The sequence below is a fragment of the Collinsella sp. LCP21S3_D3 genome (assembly GCF_052118305.1).
In the GTDB taxonomy this organism is placed as follows: domain Bacteria; phylum Actinomycetota; class Coriobacteriia; order Coriobacteriales; family Coriobacteriaceae; genus Collinsella.
Genome location: NZ_JBQKHK010000001.1, coordinates 84049 through 102602 on the forward strand (window position 1 = coordinate 84049; position 18554 = coordinate 102602).

The 18554-nt window shown below is 63.2% G+C and carries 8 protein-coding genes; 7 read left to right on the forward strand and 1 reads right to left on the reverse strand.

Going from position 1 to position 18554, the window contains the following annotated elements:
* Positions 1 to 20: 20 nt before the first annotated feature.
* Entirely contained in the window at positions 21 to 386 is a 366-nt protein-coding gene (locus ACTQ1S_RS00395; protein ID WP_427717799.1) for a phage holin family protein, read from the reverse strand.
* A 326-nt stretch (positions 387 to 712) separates the two neighbouring features.
* Here ACTQ1S_RS00395 and ACTQ1S_RS00400 point away from each other — a divergent pair, with 326 nt between their 5' ends.
* From ACTQ1S_RS00400 to ACTQ1S_RS00430, 7 genes are all read left to right on the forward strand, one after another.
* Positions 713 to 1012, forward strand: a complete 300-nt coding sequence (locus ACTQ1S_RS00400; RefSeq protein WP_154515917.1) for a YerC/YecD family TrpR-related protein — start codon at positions 713 to 715, stop codon at positions 1010 to 1012.
* Between the two features lie 240 nt (positions 1013 to 1252).
* A complete protein-coding gene (locus tag ACTQ1S_RS00405) occupies positions 1253 to 4351 on the forward strand; it encodes a PD-(D/E)XK nuclease family protein (RefSeq protein WP_441546782.1) in 3099 nt (1032 codons plus the stop codon).
* A 3-nt stretch (positions 4352 to 4354) separates the two neighbouring features.
* On the forward strand, positions 4355 to 7981 hold the full coding sequence (locus ACTQ1S_RS00410) for a UvrD-helicase domain-containing protein (protein WP_441546783.1): 3627 nt from the start codon (positions 4355 to 4357) through the stop codon (positions 7979 to 7981).
* Between the two features lie 262 nt (positions 7982 to 8243).
* On the forward strand, positions 8244 to 12047 hold the full coding sequence (dnaE, locus tag ACTQ1S_RS00415; RefSeq protein WP_427717806.1) for a DNA polymerase III subunit alpha: 3804 nt from the start codon (positions 8244 to 8246) through the stop codon (positions 12045 to 12047).
* A gap of 162 nt (positions 12048 to 12209) precedes the next feature.
* Positions 12210 to 15683 carry a DEAD/DEAH box helicase gene (locus ACTQ1S_RS00420; protein WP_441546784.1) on the forward strand — a complete coding sequence of 1158 codons (3474 nt, stop codon included), beginning with the start codon at positions 12210 to 12212 and terminating at the stop codon, positions 15681 to 15683.
* 165 nt (positions 15684 to 15848) lie between these two features.
* The gene (locus tag ACTQ1S_RS00425; RefSeq protein ID WP_154515902.1) at positions 15849 to 16211 is read left to right on the forward strand and encodes a desulfoferrodoxin family protein; all 363 of its coding nucleotides are present in this window, start codon (positions 15849 to 15851) and stop codon (positions 16209 to 16211) included.
* 117 nt (positions 16212 to 16328) lie between these two features.
* Positions 16329 to 18314: a hypothetical protein gene (locus tag ACTQ1S_RS00430; protein ID WP_441546785.1), complete on the forward strand. Its 1986-nt coding sequence runs from the start codon at positions 16329 to 16331 to the stop codon at positions 18312 to 18314.
* Positions 18315 to 18554: the final 240 nt, after the last annotated feature.

Sequence of the window (18554 nt, forward strand, 5' to 3'; positions counted from 1 at the left end):
GCGGTCCGTATCCGGTTGCTTTAGTTCCTGGCGATGCTGTCGAAGATGCTTCGAGTGATGGACACCAAAATGCTACCCATAAAGGCCGACCCAAAGCTGGCAATGGAGATGCCCGCGCCCAGCAGATTTACCGATAGGTAGCTGGCAAGCTCGAGCATAAAGCTGTTGACTACAAGCTGAAAAATACCCAGCGTGATAATGGTGAGCGGCAGCGAGATGACCGTCAGGAGCGGCTTGACGAGCGAGTCGACGACGTTGAGGAACAGTCCCACAAAGGCAAAGCAGACCCAGGCGTCGGCCATGCCGAAGGGCTGAATGCCGGGGACGAGGAACGTGGCGATCGCGATAGCGATTGAGGTCAAAAGCCAGTTGAGCAAGAAGCGCATGGTGGGTTCCTTTCCGGTGCGCGTGACGTGTTGGTGGCGCGTAAGCTCGTTTGCCGCGGCGAATCGGATGGTTGCCTTGGCGTGCGCCTCTGCGTTGGGCGCCCATTGTCTCAGATATTCGTGGAGCTTGCGTGCGCATTCGGTTTCAAAACGGCGTTCGTCCTAAAAAACGCGCCGCTGACAGAGAGTCTTGTCACTTTAGTTTGGTGGTGTGCTAAACTACTACGGGCAAAAGCCACATGCGTTGCCCTATTGCATAGAATGGGCGAACGATGCCCGGTGCCAGTATCAACTTCGATGCCTTTTGGCGGGTTTGGCGGTGATCGATGAATATCGAGAACATGTTTGACAAGCCTGATGTCAAGCAGCTAGTCCACGCATTTAGTCTTTTGGACGACGAGAAAGATATCCAAGCGTTTTTGACCGATATCTGCACACCGCGCGAGATTTGCGATCTATCGCAGCGTCTGCAGGTCGCGCGCTACCTGGACGAGGGCGAGCCCTATGTCGAGGTTCAGGTCCGTACCGGCGCTTCGTCCACCACGGTGAGCCGTGTATCCAAGGCGCTCAACGGCGAGTACGGTGGCTACCGCAAGATCCTCATTAAGCTGGAGGATGGCGAATAGGCCGCGGCAAAACGAATTGTGGAAAACCGCTCCTCCGGGGGCGGTTTTTATATGCCGAATAATTGGTGCAAGCGAACCTGTCCCCTTTGCACCAACGGACGAGTCCGCCCCCTTGGCACCAACGTGGTGCAAAGCGACTTGTCTCCAAAGCGCCAAAAGATGAAGCTGCGGTGGCAATGTGTCCGCTTGGGCGGGTAGGATGGATGCATTGATTATTGCGAACAGTTTGAGTGGAGGACCATGCCTGTTCGAATCTATACCACTAATGCCGGCACGGATTTGAGCGATGCCGAGTCGGCGCTGCTTGCCGACCTTATTGCCCGCCACGGGCGTGCCGTGCTGCTGGCGCCAACGTTTGCCGAGCTCGACCTGTGCCGTCATGATGCGGCGGAAGCCGGCGTTTCGCTGGGCATCGATTACAAGACGCCCGCGTCGTGGCTTCGCTCGCTTTGGGAGCTTTTGGGCGACGGGCGCGGTTTCGTCGACAACCTGCAGCGCCAGATGCTGTTTTCGGACATGGTCACGCGTCTCGATGATGTCGACCTGCAGCCGCTTTCGCGCAGCCAGGGCACGGTGCGCATGCTTGCGCGTATGGCCCGCGATGTGCTGCCAGGTGTGGCGGGGACAGCTGCCGAGCGATGCCGTGGCAACAATTGCCGGCCTGAGCCAAAAAGCGATGCCGAGGCTCGTGTGTTCGAGCTTTTGCGTGCCTACGCGGGCGGTTTGGACCGTCGAGATATGGTCGAGCCCTGCGAGGCGGCTGACATTATGGCCAGCGCCCTGGCCGATAATCTGCCGGCGTGCGCCCGTGCCGTCTGTGTACGCGGCGTCACGTCGTTTACGCACGGTCTGCTCGAGCTGCTGTCTGCTGTGGCGAACAGTGGGGGAGAGGTCGTCGTGCTGCTTGCTCGCGAGCAGGCGGCGATGCGCGAGGAACTTGCCGCGGCATTTGATGCCAGCGGTGTGCTGTTTGAGGTCGCGCCGCTGGGGGAGGACGCCGTCGCGTCTGATGCCGCTTGTGGAGCTACCGCTCAGCCTGCCTTTATTGAGGTCGCTGGCCCCCACGCCCGTGCTCATGCTTATGCGGACGCAATTGATGATCTGGTAAAAGCGTGCCAGGGTTTCGGGGCCGACGATACCGCCGGCCTCTCCGCCGACCCCGTACGCGTGCTCGTTGTTTCTGCCCGGGCACCCCAGCTGTTCGGTGAGCTCGCCTCTCGTCTGGCGGCTCGTCATATCGCTGCCGAGACAACTGAATTCACGGCGTTTTCCCAATCCATTGCGGGCAGGCAGTTTGCGGCGCTTGCCAGCTTGATCGAGCGCATGAAGGCGGCCGATGAGGGTGTGGCGTCAAAGACCGAGTGGTGGCCCGCGCCGGAGCTTACCGACTGGATCTACAGCCCGCTTTCGGGCGCTGATGCAGCCAATGCCCGTATCTTCGATAAGAATATGCGTCTCTCGCGTAGCAAGACTACCGCGGGCGTTAAGAGCCTGCTGCAGAGCGTGCAAGGCCAGGTGAGGGGCGCACGCAAGGCGGCGAGCGACGAAAACTGGTTTAAGAACGTACCGTGTGTGGTCTCGGACGTGTTCCAGGCACTGTGGCGCGACAAGCCCGTGACGGCGCTCAAGGCCATGCTTGCCGTTGCCGAGGCGTTGCCCGATCGCTCGCTGGGCAGCCTGGATGGCCAAGCTCGTCGCCAAGCGGAGACGGCCCTGCTGCGCCACGCCATCGACATCCTTATGAATGACGCCCGCGCGCTCGACGTGTCGCAGGCCGCGACCGTGCCCGTGCTCGATGGCATTCGCACCAAGGTGGACAAGCGTAGCACCGCCTACGATTACGAGACCTACGAGGTTGACGGTGCGCCACGTGCCCAGGTTCGCTTTGCCTCGCTTGCCGATGCGGCGGCTCTGCGCCCCGGCAGCTACGATGCCGTGCTGTTTGCCGATGTCGATCTGGACAGCTATCCGCTCTCACACGAGGAAGGACCGCTGGCCACGTTGGCTGCGAGCCTTGGTCGCGAGGGCGTGACGCTTGAGCCTGCGGCCTTGTTGCGCGTGCGCTTTGGCCACGCGATGCGGGCGGCACGTGGCCCGGTTGCGCTTGCGCGCGTGACGCACGATCGCCAGGCGCGCGAGTGCTATCCGGCTGCCGTGTGGACCGAGTTGCGGGCGCATGCCGAGGCCACCGGTACCGCTCAGGTGACATGCGTGGGCGAGGGCGATATCGTAGGTGATTTTGACCCTGCAGCCGGCAAGGGCCTCAAGCGCGAGCGCGTGGCATGCGAGGCTCCTCAGCATTTGAGCGAGGCGGCCGTGCCATATCTGGTCTTGCGCCGTCGGGACGGCGAGGGCGAGGACGCGCCGCTTGTACCGCGTCTGACGTCTGCCTCGCAGATCGAGGCCTATTCCACCTGCCCGCTGTGCTGGTTCGTCTCGTATCGCGTTAAGCCCCAGTCTATCGACGCGGGTTTTGGCAACATGGAGAAGGGCAACTTTGTCCACGACGTGCTGGAACATTTGCATGCCCGCTTGCCCCAAGAGGGCATGGAGCGTGTGACGCCCGAAAACCTGCCGCGCGCGCAGGAGCTGCTGCACGAGGTCTTTGCCGAGACCTTGGCCGAGCACGCCGGCAAGCGTGGCAACGAGGGCCCGCTGGTGCCGCTCTCGCCGGTGGAGGAGCGTCAGGTGGCCGAGATCTTGCCGCAGCTGGAGGGCGTGCTTGCTTACGAGTCCGAGGCGCTTGCCCCCTTCGCTCCGCGCTACCTGGAGTTTGCGTTCAACGAGCTCCAGGTCGAGTATGCCGGTTGGCCGCTCGGCGGGCGCATTGACCGCGTGGATGTGGATGCCGAGAATCGCGCTGTGGTGATTGACTACAAGCATCGCACGGGCGTTGAGGAGTTTAAGCTCGCCGACCCCACGGTGCGCGACGAGGAATCGGGCACGGCGCCCATCGACGATCCGCGCTGGTTGCCGCCACATACCCAAACGCTCATCTACGCCCAGGCCATGCGCCGGGCGCTGGATTTGGATACCCGTGCGGCACTCTATTTTTCGACCAAGGGCGCTAGGCCCGCGTTGCGCGGTGCCGCGAGCGCCGAGCTGCTCGAGGAAGAGCGTGGCGACGGTCGCATCCCGGGCCTTAAGAAAGGTTTCCCCGGCGAGGGTGGCAGCATGGACTTCGACGCCCTGCTCGATCGCGTGGAGGCCGGCATCGCCGAGCGCTTGCGCGAACTCGAGGCGGGCAACGTCACTGCTGTCGACCCGGCGTCGACGCAGGCCGCGCATGCCCGCTGCTCGTATAACCACGAAGGAACGTTTGTAAGGAGGGACGTGTAGACCATGGATCTTTCGACCTTGATGCCGCAACAGCTGCAGATCGTCAAGACGCTCGACCGTCCGCTGTTTGTCTCGGCGGGCGCCGGTTCGGGCAAGACCTTTACCCTCACGCGCCGCATCGTCTACGCGCTCTCGCCCGAATCCGGTCCGTTCGTCGAGCATCTGGACCAGGTGCTCGCCATTACCTTTACCAAGGATGCCGCGGCCGAGATTCGCGATCGCGTGCGCCGTGCGCTTATCGACGAGGGCATGGACGAGGAAGCACTGACCGTCGACGACGCGTGGATCTCGACCATTCACGGCATGTGCTCGCGTATCCTGCGCGCACACGCGCTGGAGTTGGGCATCGACCCCGAGTTCACGGTGCTCACCGATACCGACGAGCTCATGGACCAGGCTGTTGAGCATGTGCTGGCCCGCGCGACGGCACCCGATGCCGCCCCCGAGCTCGCGGCATCGCTCAAGGCCCTCTACGCCTGGTATCCCATGGCGGGCGAGGGCGGCCCCTTTGGTGCCGGCACGACCATCAAGGGTCTGGTGCGCGACCTGCTGGAGCTCTCGAGCCAGCTGCCGGGCGGCATGGACGACGTGTGCGTGGCGCGCGGCCAGGCCGATACCTCGGCGCTCGCCGATGCCTATCGATCGGCGCTGGGCGCAAGCAAGGCGGCGACCGAGAAGGCGCAGACGGCGCTCGACGCCATCGACGCGTTCGAGGCGAGCGGCAAGACCATGGCCGATGCGGCGCGACTCATGATGTCGTGCACCATGCCGCGCGCGAGCAAGGCGTTCCCCAAGGAGCAGGTCGAGTTGCTCAAGGCCGAGGCCGCCGATGCATTTATCAATATCGTGCTTGCCTGCGGTGGCCCCGCGCTCGATGCACTGGTGGGCTTGGCCCGCTCTGTAGAGGCCGAGTATCGCGCACTGAAGGCTGCCCAGTCCGCCCTCGATAATAACGACCTGCTGCGCATGGCCTTCGAGGCCCTGCGCGATTACCCTGCCATTCGTGCTGCGTACGAGGGCCGCTTTAAGATGGTCATGATCGACGAGTTCCAGGATACCGATCAGATGCAGGTCGATCTAATCCGCTACCTGACGGGTGCGGGGGAGCGCGCGCTGTGCACCGTGGGCGATGCGCAGCAGTCGATCTATCGCTTCCGCGGCGCCGAGGTCGAGGTGTTCCGTCGCCAGGAGCGCAAGGTGGGATCGACGGCGGCGTCGGAGACGGTTGCCACGTCCGATGCCCCCGCCGGCGAGCTCGTCAAGCTCGTGCGCAACTTCCGCAGCCACGACGAGGTGCTGCGCTATGTGGCCCGCGTCTTCGACGGCGATGACGGCGGCCTGATGCAGGGCTTTTTGGATCTTGAGGCGAGCGACGGCCGCAAGGACACGCTGGTGGCGGATGCCTCGCGCCGCCAGGCCCTCTTTGTTGCCGGCGGCAGTACGCAGGAGCGCACACAGGCCAAGGCCCGCGCGATCGCGGAGCGATTCCGCGCGCTTGCCGATGCCGGCCAGCCCCAGGGCGGCATGGTGCTGCTGCTGGGCCGCATGACCAACGCAGACGTCTACGCACAGGCCTTCCGTGACCAGGGGCTCGACTGCGTCATCGCGGGCGGCTCGGTCTTTGCCCAAGCTGCCGAGGTGCAGACGGTTCGCGCCCTGGTTTGTTCACTCGCCAACCCGGCCGATACGGCACAGGGCCTTATGCCACTGCTGGCCTCGCCGATGTTTGCACTCGGCGCCCAGGAGTTCCTGGCGCTGGCGACCAAACTCGACGATCAGACGGGCGAGACGTCGCGCCGCAACATCGATGCGGGCATCATGAGCGATTCCGATGTGCCGGGCTTGCAGGGCTTGCCGCTCGTGACGCGTGCCCGCGAGGTGCTGCGCTACGCACTGCGTCGCGTGGGGCGTGATTCGTTCGCTGCCATCGCGCGCGACGCGGTCAATGCCTCCGGCTGGTTCGTGCGCCTGGCGCAGCGCGGCCCCGAGGGCAAGGCCATCGCCGCCAACGTGCTCAAGGCGCTCGATGCCGTGGCCGAGGCGGAGGCCGAGTTCGGTAACTCGCCGCGCTCCATTGCGCTTGCCTTCGATCGCTTCCTGGCGGGCAAGGAGGCCCCGGGCGCCCTTAACGAGGAGGGCGACGGCGCGGTGCGCATCATGACGGTTCATGCCTCCAAGGGTTTGGAATATCCGGTCGTGGCGGTCGCCGAGTGCTTTGGCGTGCGTAAGTCCTCGGGTGCGGCACAGATGGGTCGCGTCGAGGGCGGAGCGCGGGTCGTGGCGCTGCCGGCACGCTTCGACGGCGTTAAACTCGCGGACGGCACGTTCGTAAAGGGCGATGACGTCAAAAAGCAGTTTGAGCACGCGTTTAAGGGCAAGGGCACGTCGCTGTGGCTACCGCCGGAGCTCATGGAGGACGTCTGTGCGACGGGTTCTCCCGCCGAGGCATTTGCTCGCCTGCGCAACGACGACCTGCAGCTTTCGCTCGAGGAGCGGGCCCGTTTGCTCTATGTTGCCATGACCCGTGCGCGCGAGCTGGTGATCTTGGCGATGGATGCCGGCGTGAGCCGTGGCAAGGTGACGGCGCCGACCTTCGATGTCGAGACCGATCTGACCTACGACGTGCTGCGCCGCATTCTGCCGACCGACGCTCTGGACATGCCGCAGCTCGATGCCGACCGCCTGGTATTCGACAACTCCCAGCCGGGCGACTACGAGCTCATTTCGCTTTCGGACTTTACCTTTGGCAAGCAGGCGTTTGAGGCCAACGCTTCGCTGGATGCCGAGGGCAGGCTCGTTCGCGGCGATACCGATGTCGCCGATAATGCTGCATACTCAACCGTGCCCGGTCCTGCCGACCCCATGCCCGATTCGTTTGAACTCGTATATCCCCAGGCGGCGGGCGTGCGCATGGGCACGTGTCCGTTCCCGGCGCGTGATTCGTACAGCTATTCGTCGATCGCCGCGGCGCTCCATGCCGAGACGGAAGACCGTGCCGCCGAGGCGCGTGTTCCCATGGATGAGGCGGGCGACGATGCCGAGTCGGATGGCTCGGAGATGGCCGATGCAGACGTGGCTGCTGTCGAGCCCGCCGGCAACCCCATGGCGCTGGGCTCGGCGTTCCATGCCGCCTGCCAGTGGCTCATCGAGATGGGTGCCGATGCGCTGCCCGCTGAGCGTGCCGATGCGCTGACGCGCCTGTGGTGCCTGACGCCGGAGCAGCGCGAGCGTTTTGACGTTGCCCTGAATCGCTGGCTCAGGTCGTCGGTCCGTGCCGAGCTTCTTGCCTGGCCGTGCGTCCGTGCCGAAGTGCCGTTCTTCTCGCTGGGCTGCGAGGACAAGGACATTGCCCGCTACGGTGCATATGCCGAGGGCGCCATCGATGCGCTGGCGACCGACCCGGCCGATCCGTCACGCGCACTGGTCATCGATTACAAGACGGGTGGCACGCCGGATGAGACACCCGACCAGCTGCTCGAGAAGCACGCCCTGCAGGCGCGCGTCTATTCGGATGTTCTGCATAAGGCGGGCTTTAAGACGGTGACCGTCAAGTTCGTCCGCGTGGAGCAGACGGCCCCAGCTGTCTTAGTCGAGCTCGCCGAGCCCCAGGTGGTCACCTACAACCTCTAACCCTCAATAACGTGCGGCGGAATCCCTCCCGATTCCACCGCGGCTCAGGGGTAGCTAATTTGGGACGGGGCTCTTTTAGCTACCCCCATACATCGGTTGAGATGTATTCCGACCCCGACTCGTTCGCCGTCAGTCAAAGGGTAGCTAAAAAAGCCCCGTCCCAAATTAGCTACCCGTGTGGGTTTGGCTAGGTTCGGGCGCTGTCCGTGCCGTGGGGTAAAATCGTTCAGTCAGAACACGAACCCGCATCGGAGCTCATCACATGGCATTCGTCCATCTGCACAACCACACTGTTTTCTCCATGCTCGACGGCGCAACCCGTATCCAGGATATGGTCAACCGTGCCGTAGAGCTGGGCATGCCCGCCGTGGCCATTACCGACCACGGCTACATGTATGGCGTGCCCGATCTGGCCCTGGCCTGCGACGCCGTCAACCACAATACGCCCGAGTACAAAACTTGGAGCCACGACAAGGCCTTCTTGGAAAAGGACCGCCGTGACGAGCTGGTGGAGCCCGATCCCGAGGCAAACCCGCGCGAGCATGCCCAGTATGTGAAGGACATGGCCATGTGGGACGAGAAGGGCAATATCGACGAGCTCAAGCCGCCTCTGGTCATCAAGCCCATCTTTGGCTGCGAGGTCTACTTTACGCCGGACGAGACGCTCGCCCGCGACCACAAACCCGAGCTCTACCACATGATCCTTCTGGCCAAGGACCAGGAGGGCTACGTCAACCTGATGCAAACGGTCTCCGAGGCCGCCGTGCAGGGCTTTTACTACAAGCCGCGCGTGACGCTCGACAACCTGCGCCGCCACGCCAAGGGCATGATCTGCACCAGCGCCTGCATCGCGGGCATCATCCCCAAATACATCGACCGCGGTGACATGGAAGGCGCCATCAAGTGGGCCGAGACCTTCCGTGATACCTTTGACCCCGGTGACTTCTACATCGAGATCCAGGAACACGGCATTACCACCGATAACGGCCTGACCGACGAGCAGATGGACCGCACGCTCATTGATATCGCCAAACAGGTGGGCGTCAAGGTCATCGCCACCAACGACTTCCACTACCTGCGCCGCGAGGACGCGCCCGTGCAGGACGTCATCATGTGCATCGGCATGAACGCCAAGGTCGACGACCCCAACCGCATGCGCATGACCGGCTCGGAGTTTTACATGAAGACCGAGGAGGAGATGCGGGCGATGTTCCCGTATTGCCCCGAGGCCTGCGACAACACGCTCGAGATCGCCGACAAGTGCTACGTTGAGCTGGACTGGGACTCCATCATTCTGCCGCGCTTCCCGCTGCTCGATCCCGGCGAGACGCACGAGAGCCAGTTCCGCCGCGAGTGCGAGAAAGGCCTGCGCCAGCACTACGGTGACGACTGGGCCACGCGCGAGATCGGTGGCGTCAACATCAAAGAGCGCTTTGAGTACGAATACAAGGTCATTTGCGACAAGGGCTTTGCCGCCTACTTTTTGATCGTCGCCGAGTACGTGCAATGGGCCAAGGACAACGGCATCGGCGTCGGCCCCGGCCGTGGCTCGGCCGCCGGCGCTATCGTCGCCTACGCCATGAACATCACCGCGTTCGACCCGCTCGAGAACGGTCTGATGTTCGAGAGGTTCCTGTCCCCGCAGCGTACCGAGATGCCCGATATCGATATGGACTTCGACGATGAGCGGCGTCTCGAGGTCGTGGAGCACGTTCGCCAGCTCTACGGTCCCGAGAAGGTCACCCACGTCATCACCTACTCGACCATTAAGGCCAAGCAGGCCATCAACGACGCCGCGCGCGTCCTGGACTACCCGGTCTACATGGGCCAGCGCCTGTCCAAGATGGTCTCGAGCGACCCCAAGGTCAAGCTCAAGCAGGTGCTCGAAAAACAACCCGGCAAAGAGGATCTGTTTAACCCCGACTTTGCCGAGGCCTATAAAAAGGACGATGACGCCCGCCGCATCATCGACACGGCGCTCTCGATCGAGGGTCTCACCCGTGGCGAGGGCGTGCATGCGTGCGCCGTTCTGATCTGCCGCGACCCCGTCAACGAGCACGTGCCCACCAAGCTCGACACCAAGGGCGGCGTCGAGATTACCCAGTACGAGGGCCATACCGTTGCCGACATGGGCCTGCTCAAGATGGACTTCTTGGGCCTGCGTACGCTGACGGTTATCTCCAAGGCCAAGGCAAACATCAAAAAGAACTTCGGCATCGACATCAAAGAGGAAGAGATTCCCTTTGACGATCCCGAGATCTTTAAGCTCATGGGCTCCGGCCACACCGCCGGCGTCTTCCAGGTCGAGTCCGCCGGCATGACGGCCACGATTAAGAACATGAAGCCCACCGAGTACAAGCACGTCGTGGCATTGATCGCCCTGTACCGCCCGGGCCCGCTGGGCGCCGGCATGGTTTCGTCCTACATCAACCGTATGAACGGCAAGGAGCCGGCCGTCTCCTACGACGACCGTCTGGACGACATCTTGGGCGAAACCTACGGCACCATGGTCTACCAGGAGCAGGTTATGCTCATCTCCGTCGAGATGTGCGGCTTCTCCAAGGGCGAATCGGACTCGCGTATCCGTAAGCCCGTGGCTAAGAAGAAGATCAAGCTGCTCACGTCGACGGTGCTCCACTGGGAGGATGGCTCGGACGAGACCACCTACGACCACTGGATGAACGGCGCCATCAAGAACAACTACACGCGCGAGGTCGCCCAGAAGATTTGGGACGATGTTCTCGAGTTCGCGTCCTACGCCTTTAACAAGTCGCACTCCGCCGGCTACGCCATCTTGGTTATGCAGACGGCGTGGCTCAAGGCGCACTATCCGCACGAGTACATGGCGGCCGTCCTGACGTCCTATACGGGCAAGACCGACAAGATCGTGCACTACGTCTCGGCATGCCGTCACGACGGCATCCCCGTGCTTTCGCCAGATGTCAACGAGTCCGGTACCGAGTTCACGGCTACCAAGGAAGGTGTGCGCTTTGGTCTGGCCGGCATCCGCGGCGTGGGCACCGGCGTGGCGCAGGCGATTATCGCCGAGCGCGAGGCGGGCGGTCCGTTTAAGACGCTGCATGATTTTGTCGAGCGCGTGGATTCGAGCCAGGCCAACCGTCGCGTGATCGAATCGCTCATCAAGGCAGGTGCCTTCGACTCCACGGGGTATCCGCGTCGTCAGATGATGCACTTTGTGGACAAGAACAACCCCGAGAACATCATCGATGCCGCGGCAAAGCGCCAGAAGGATCGCGCGAGCGGCCAGACGTCGTTCTTCGACATGTTTGGCGACGTTGAGGGATCGGGCTTTGAGGTGAGCGTACCCGATCCGGATGGCCAGGAATGGGACCGCCACCTTAAGCTGAGCCAGGAGAAGGAGGTTCTGGGCATCTATGTCTCGGACCACCCGCTGCGCCCGTTTGAGTATGCGCTCAGCAAAGCGCGCGACTTCTCGTTCTCGCAGATCGACACCGGCTACGAGGTGCAAAACCCCACGGGCGGCACCATCAACCAGGAAATTCCCGAGGGCAAGGCGCTGTGGTGGGCCGGTATGGTCTCGAGCGTGTCCAAGCGCGTGACCAAAAACGGCGACCCCATGGGCATCGTGCAGCTCGAGGACATGGAAGGCGAGGCCACGGTCGTGGTGTTCCCCAAGACCTTCAAGGAGGCCGAGGGGTATCTGTACGGCGAGGTCGACCCCGAGACCGGCGCGCAGCTGTCCGATGCGTTTGTGCGCATTAAGGGCAAGCTCGAGCGCTCGGACCGCGGCGACCAGATCATCGCGCAGGAGATTGTGCCGCTTGAGCTCAACGAGGAGAACAACAAGCCCAAGGTGTTTGAGGTCATGGTGCCCAACAGCCGCTTTAGCCAGGGCAACATGGCGCGTCTTGCCACGGTGCTCACCGCCAACCCGGGCGGCGACCGCGTAGAGATCTTTATCGAGCAGGCGGACGGGCGCGTGCTGCGTGCCGAGGTACCTGCTAAGGTCAACGCACGCTCGATTCCGCTGTTGGCCGAGGCCAAGGCCATCGTGGGTAACCAAGGCAGAGTGACGGTGATCTAAGGACGCCGTTGGCGGGGTAGCTAATTTGGGACGGGGCTTTTTTAGCTACCCTTTGGCTGACGGCGAATGAGTCGGGGTCGGAACACATCTCAACCGACATATAGGGGTAGCTAAAATAGCCCCGTCCCAAATTAGCTACCCCGGGCGAGATTGGAGGAAGCGATGGCGCAGGGGACGTTTGTGCAGACGCTTCGTAAGGAGGCGGCGCTCAGCAGTACCTTTATGAAGGGGCGTTCGCTCATGCTCAACGGCGCCGTGCTGTCGTTTGAGGACTCCGGCTCGCGCTTCTCCAAAAATGTGAATATCGAGGGTACGGTGCGTGGCTCGCGCGGCGACCTGTATAAGACGCACGTGGCGCTCGATATGGACGAGCACGAGGTTGTCGACTACGGCTGCGATTGCCCCGCCGCCTTCCGCTATTCCGGCATGTGCAAGCACGCCATCGCCACGGCGTTGGCGTATCTGGATGCCAGCGGCGCCGAGCCCGTCGAGGGTTTGCGCACGCCGGTCCGCACGTTTACGGTGTCGCCCGCACAGTCCAAGCAGCCCACACGCCCCGCACCCAGCGCATCTGCGGTCAACCCCAACTTTCCCTTCCCGGCGCCCGTGCCCACGAGCCCGAGCCTTGTGGCAGCGCTTTCCGATCTTTCGGACGCGCGCATGGATAAACTCGTGGCCATGCGCCGCAAGCTCGCTGGCACCATTGACCCCGATGCGCCCAAAGCAGTGCTGGAGCCCTCGCTGGTGCCGTACTACAATCCGCTGTTTGCCGATCGCTTTAGCTGGGCGCTCGAGTTCCGCATTCGCAGCGGTTCGGTGTCCTACGTGGTTAAGGATATCGACGGCATGGCCGATGCCTATGCGCGCGGCGGTACGTTCTCCTATGGCAAGAAGCTTACGTTTGCCCATGTGTCCGAGGCTTTCGATGATGTGTCGGCAAAGCTGCTCGACTTTGTTGCAATGACGGTCGCCTACCTAGGCGATATTACGAGCTCGCGCTCGGCATCGTACGACTTTGCCCGCAGCGGTTTTGTCGCCGAGCGTCAGTTGCCGGTATCCGAGTATTCCATCGTGTCCGTGCTGGACCTGCTGCGTGGCAGGACCATGTCCTTTGAACCTGCTTGGTCGCGGGGGACGACGACGCACCGCGCCTACGAGGTGACGGTCGAGTCGTTGCCGGAAGGGGAGAACGAAGTCCCGGCTAAGCGCCCGCCGCTGATTGCTGCCAAGATTGTGCCGGCAACCGGGGGCAGCTACGACTTGCGCCTTCCGGCCGATACGTACTGCTTTGCCTCGGGCGACGTCGCCTATCTGGTCGATACGCGCCGCGCGCGCCGTACCGACACGGCGTTTGCCCAACATGCCGCGCCGTTCCTATCGCACTTGTTGCCCTGCCGCACACCGGTCCATATCGCCGCCGACCAGGTGGGTGAGTTTTGCCGCATGGCGCTGCCTATCTTGCGCGACTACACCGACCTTACTGCGCCCGCTGTGCTCGATACCGTGGCGCCCGAGCCAAGCTTTGCCATGGCGATCGGCGTCGACGATGGCCTCGTGACCTGCAAAATTACGGTTACCTACGGCGACTGGTCGGCAGATCTCTTTAGCATGGGCGCTCCGGGCAGTCCCTTCGAAGAGCAGCGCCCGGGCGTGCCGCCGCGCGACGAGGTGGCAGAGTTTCGCGTTATGGATACGGCGGCTCTGTATTTCGACTTTTACGAGGGTGGCCTGGCGTTTGAGGAACGCGATGACGAGAGCCTGTTCCACTTGCTGACTGAGGGCCTGTCTGCCCTGTCCGAGCTGGGCGAGGTCATGCTCAGCGACCGCCTGCGCCAGATCTCGGTCCGCCCTGCGCCCAAGCTTTCGGTGCGCGCCACCGTCAAGAGCAACCTGCTCGACGTCGAACTGGGCGCGAGCGGCCTTTCGGCGGCAGACCTTGCCATCTACCTCGATTCCTACAAGCGTCACCAGACGTTTGCTCGTCTCACGTCGGGCGACATCATTCGCCTGGACGAGGGAGCGCGCGCCGCGTTTGGCCTTGCCGAGGATCTGGGGGTCGATGCTGTCGACCTGCTTGACGGCGTGTCGCTTCCCGCGTCGAGTACCCTGTTCGTCGACAGCATGCTTGCGCGCACGTCCGCGCTCGAAGCCGATCGCGACGCTGCATTCCGTCGCACCGTCGAGCGCCTGGACACGCTCGGCAAGATGGACTTTACGGTGCCGGCCTCGCTCAAGGCCACGCTGCGTGGCTACCAGGTCGATGGCTACCAGTGGCTCGGTTCGCTCGAACACCTGGGCCTTGGCGGCATCTTGGCCGACGACATGGGCCTGGGCAAAACGCTCCAGATGATCGCGCATATCCTGGCGCGCGTGGAGGCGGGGGACGCTAAGCCCACGCTCGTGGTGTGCCCTGCGTCGCTTGTGTACAACTGGACCGCCGAGCTGGAGCGCTTTGCCCCGTCGCTCGATGTGTGCGCCATTGTGGGCGCTAAGGCCCAGCGTCGCTTGCAAATTGCCGGCGTGGCCGAGCATAACGTGGTCGTGACGTCGTATGACCTCATGCGTCGCGATATCGACGAGTACGTCGAGCAGGACTTTGCCCGCGTGGTGCTGGACGAAGCCCAGTACATTAAAAACCCGCTCACGCAGGTGGCTCGCGCCGCCAAGCGTCTGCCTGCCGGCGTGCGCTTTGCCTTGACGGGCACGCCCATCGAAAACCGCCTGTCCGAGCTCTGGAGCATCTTCGACTTTTTGATGCCGGGCCTGCTCGGCACGCGCGAGTCGTTTGCCAAGCGCTTCGAAAGCCCGGTCGAGCACGCCGAGGGTGACAGCGCCGCTCGCCTGCAGGCGCTCGTGTCGCCGTTTGTGCTGCGCCGCGTCAAGGAAGACGTGGTGGCCGACCTGCCCGAGAAGATCGAGGATACGGTGATGGCGCAGCTCACCGGCGAGCAGCGTAAGCTCTACCTGGCCAACCAGGACCGCATTGCCCAGCAAGTGCAGCACCGCGAGGCCGGGGAGTTCAAAAAAGATAAGCTCAAGGTACTTGCCGAGCTCACCAAGCTGCGCCAGATCTGCTGTGATCCTCATCTGCATTACGCGGACTACAAGGCGGGAAGCGCCAAGCTCGATACGTGTATGGAGCTCGTCCACGGCGCGCTCGACGGCGGTCATCGCATCTTGCTGTTCAGCCAGTTTACGGGCATGCTCGATATCATCGGCAAGCGCCTGGCCAAGGAGGATATCGCCTTCCTTAAGCTTACGGGCGCATCGTCTAAAGAGAGCCGCGCCAAGATGGTTGCGCAGTTCCAAGCGGGCGAGGTGCCGGTGTTCTTGATTTCGCTCAAGGCGGGCGGCGTGGGCCTTAATTTGACGACCGCCGACGTGGTCATCCACTACGACCCGTGGTGGAACGTGGCGGCGCAGGACCAGGCGACCGACCGCGCCCACCGCATTGGCCAGCAGCACACCGTGACCGTGTACAAGCTCATCGCCAAGGACACGATCGAGGAACGCATCATGCAGATGCAGGAGTCAAAGCGCGATCTGGTCAACAGTGTGCTCGGCGGTGACGGCATCTCGTCGGCGCTGTTCACGCGCGAGGACGTTCTGGCGCTGCTCGGTGGTGACGGTCGCTAGCCGCGCGCGGGATGGGGCTGCCGTGCTGGGCCAGGTCGCCGGTTCGTCCTGGCCCGACCGCTTGCCTCACCCGTTTTGTGTTCATTTGCAATGGCATGGATGGTTCGGCGCTCTTTGGGCATAAGAACCATTGAGAACATTGGCACATCAGCAAAGGAGAACATCATGGCGAAATTCTTTAAAGACTCCGACGGCAAGCTCGTTGCCGCTCTTGGCGACGACGTTGCGACCCCTGCCGGCTGCACGGAGCTGACGGCAAACACCGAGGACGCGGCGCACGAGAAGCACGTGCCTGTTGTCGAGATCGAGCGCGACGGCCACGTCATTCGTGCGCGCGTGGGCTCGACGGAGCACCCCATGCTGCCCGAGCACTACATCGAGTGGATCGCGCTTGAGGCCGAGGGCCGCCTGGAGGTCCATTACCTTGAGCCCGGCATGAAGCCCGCGACGTTTTTCGCTGGCGGCTCCAAGACCGGTACCGTCTATGCCTACTGCAACCTGCATGGGCTGTGGTCCGCGACGTTCTAGGAGTGCGCCCCCGCTCGGGGTATCATAGCTAGCATATGCACATGCAAGCGCCGGCTGCATTATGCGGCCGGCGCTTTTACTACGGTTTCGATGGTTTACGACGGAAAGGGCTGGGCCATGAAGCTCGCGCTTGCACAGATCGATATGCGCCTGGGTGATATTGAGGGCATTTGCGGTCGCATCGAGGACCAGGCTCGTCTGGCCCACGAGCGCGGGGCGCGCGTGCTGTGCGTCCCGGCTCCGCTCTTTATGGGTGCTCTGCCCGGCGGCCTGATGGGTACTGCCGACTTTGAGCACGACATGCTGACAGGCCTGACCGGTGTTGCCGAGCGTATCCAAGAGCTCGATATGATCTGCATCGTGCCCGCGGCCGTTTCGTTTGAGGGCCAGCCGCTGCTCGACTACATGATGCTCAAGGACGGTCATGTGGTGCCGGCGCGATCGAGCATTGCCCTGCAGCGTGGCGAGAACAACGACACGCGCTGGGCGCCGCCGGTGTTCGACGTGGACGGCGTGCGCATCGCCGTGATTTTTGACTTGGACCGCGAACTCGAGATGTTACCGACCGGTGTTGACCTCATTGCGTATTTCCAATTCAACGCGTTTGACATGACCGACCGCGAGACTGCCGCCATCGCCGCCGTTCGCAGCGGTGCCTACCGCAAGATTGCATCTAAGCGCAGCGTGTGGTTTGCCTGCATGGCGCCGGTCGGTGCGTACGACGAGTCGGTGTATACCGGCGGTTCGTTTGTGCTCGACGACTGCGGTCGCGTGGTGGCCCAGGCGCCGTGTTTTGAGGAGAGCCTGCTGGTTCAGGAGATTCAGCGCGGCGTGATGCTCGATGCCCTGGAAGATCACGAACTGCCCGAGTTTCGTTCCGAGGCGTGGCTGTGGCAGGCGCTGGTGCTCGCCGTGCGCGACAATGCCCGCGCTCGCGGCGCGTCGCGTGCTGTGGTGGCACTCGAGGGTGACTTGCCGTCGTCCCTGCTGGCGGCACTTGCCGTTGACGCTCTGGGCCCGCGTAATGTGATTGGCCTTGTGCTGGGGCGCAACCGTATCTTTACGCCGGCTCAGGAAGAGGCCGAGGCTGCCCGCTGTGCCGCCGTCCGCGCGATTGCCGAGCGCCTGCACATTCGCGCCGTCGAGCGCGATGCACCGGATGCGGCGCGTGTGCTCGATCGCGACGTGTCGGCGGGCGATGCCGAGCGTCTGCGCTCGCGTGCGCTGGGCCTGATGCTCGAGGATACGGCGCTCGAGCTGGGCGCCATGGCGTTGAGCCCGCTCTCCAAGACCGAGTACGCGCTGGCGGCGCCCGCACTGTCCGGCGGCTACCAGGGCGACTTTGCGCCCTTTGGCGATGTGTACCTGTCGACGCTTGAGTTTGTGGCGCGCGTGCGCAACCGCACGTCTGCCGTGGTGCCCCAAGAGCTCGTGACGCTCAACGCGGTGGAAGATTGTATGGAGCGAGTGCTGGCGCAGGCGCTCTCGACGCTCGACGGTCCGGTCGATATGCTCGACCGCGCGGCACAGCTGCTCGGCGGGCTTGAGCCGGGTGAGGTCGATGGCGCGCTCGAGGCGCACGTGGACCGCAATCGATCTTTCGACGACATCCCGATGGCCGCTGGCAAGCCTGAGGCCTGCTCGCTGCTGCTGATGCTCGTTCGACAGGGTGAGGCTGCCCGTCGCATGTTGCCGACGGCGCCGATCGTTTCGGCCCGTTCGTTTGCCGAGCGCGCTTGGCCGTACATGCTTGCGTGGTCCGATTTGGGGCTCAACGGCAAGGAGCGCATGACGGTTGATTCACTGGCGCGCGCCGAAGTGCGCCGCTTTGCCGATAGCGATACGGGCGATCGCATGCGCGGTGAGATGATGGGTCTGTTGGGTGAGCTGTTGGGTATTTCGCCCGAGCAGATGGAGGAGCTGCGCTCTGAGGACGGTCAGCGTCGTTTGCACGAGGGAATGAAAAAGTTCGAGGGCGAGGTCCAGGACGCCATCGAAAGGATGATGGGCGGCCAGGGCGGACCGCAGGGCGGGCCCCAGGGTACGCCGATGCCACATCCGCCGGTGGATCCCCGTCAGTTTCCTTTTTTCTCGCAGAACTAAACTGGGGATGGGGCCAAGGTTACGCGGTTTTGCCAAACCGCGTAACGAGTCGACGCTACGCGAGCCCCTGCCGGGCCATCTGCCGCTCAAACCGTCGCTTGCGTACAGAAGTACGCGGCGCTCCTCTTTCGCGGCACCTTGCCACGGCAGGGACTCGCTCGCTGACTTATGCTCAACCTATGGTTCGACCTTGCTTGCCAGATACGGTCGCTGTTGTGTTATTCTAGAACAGACGTTCGT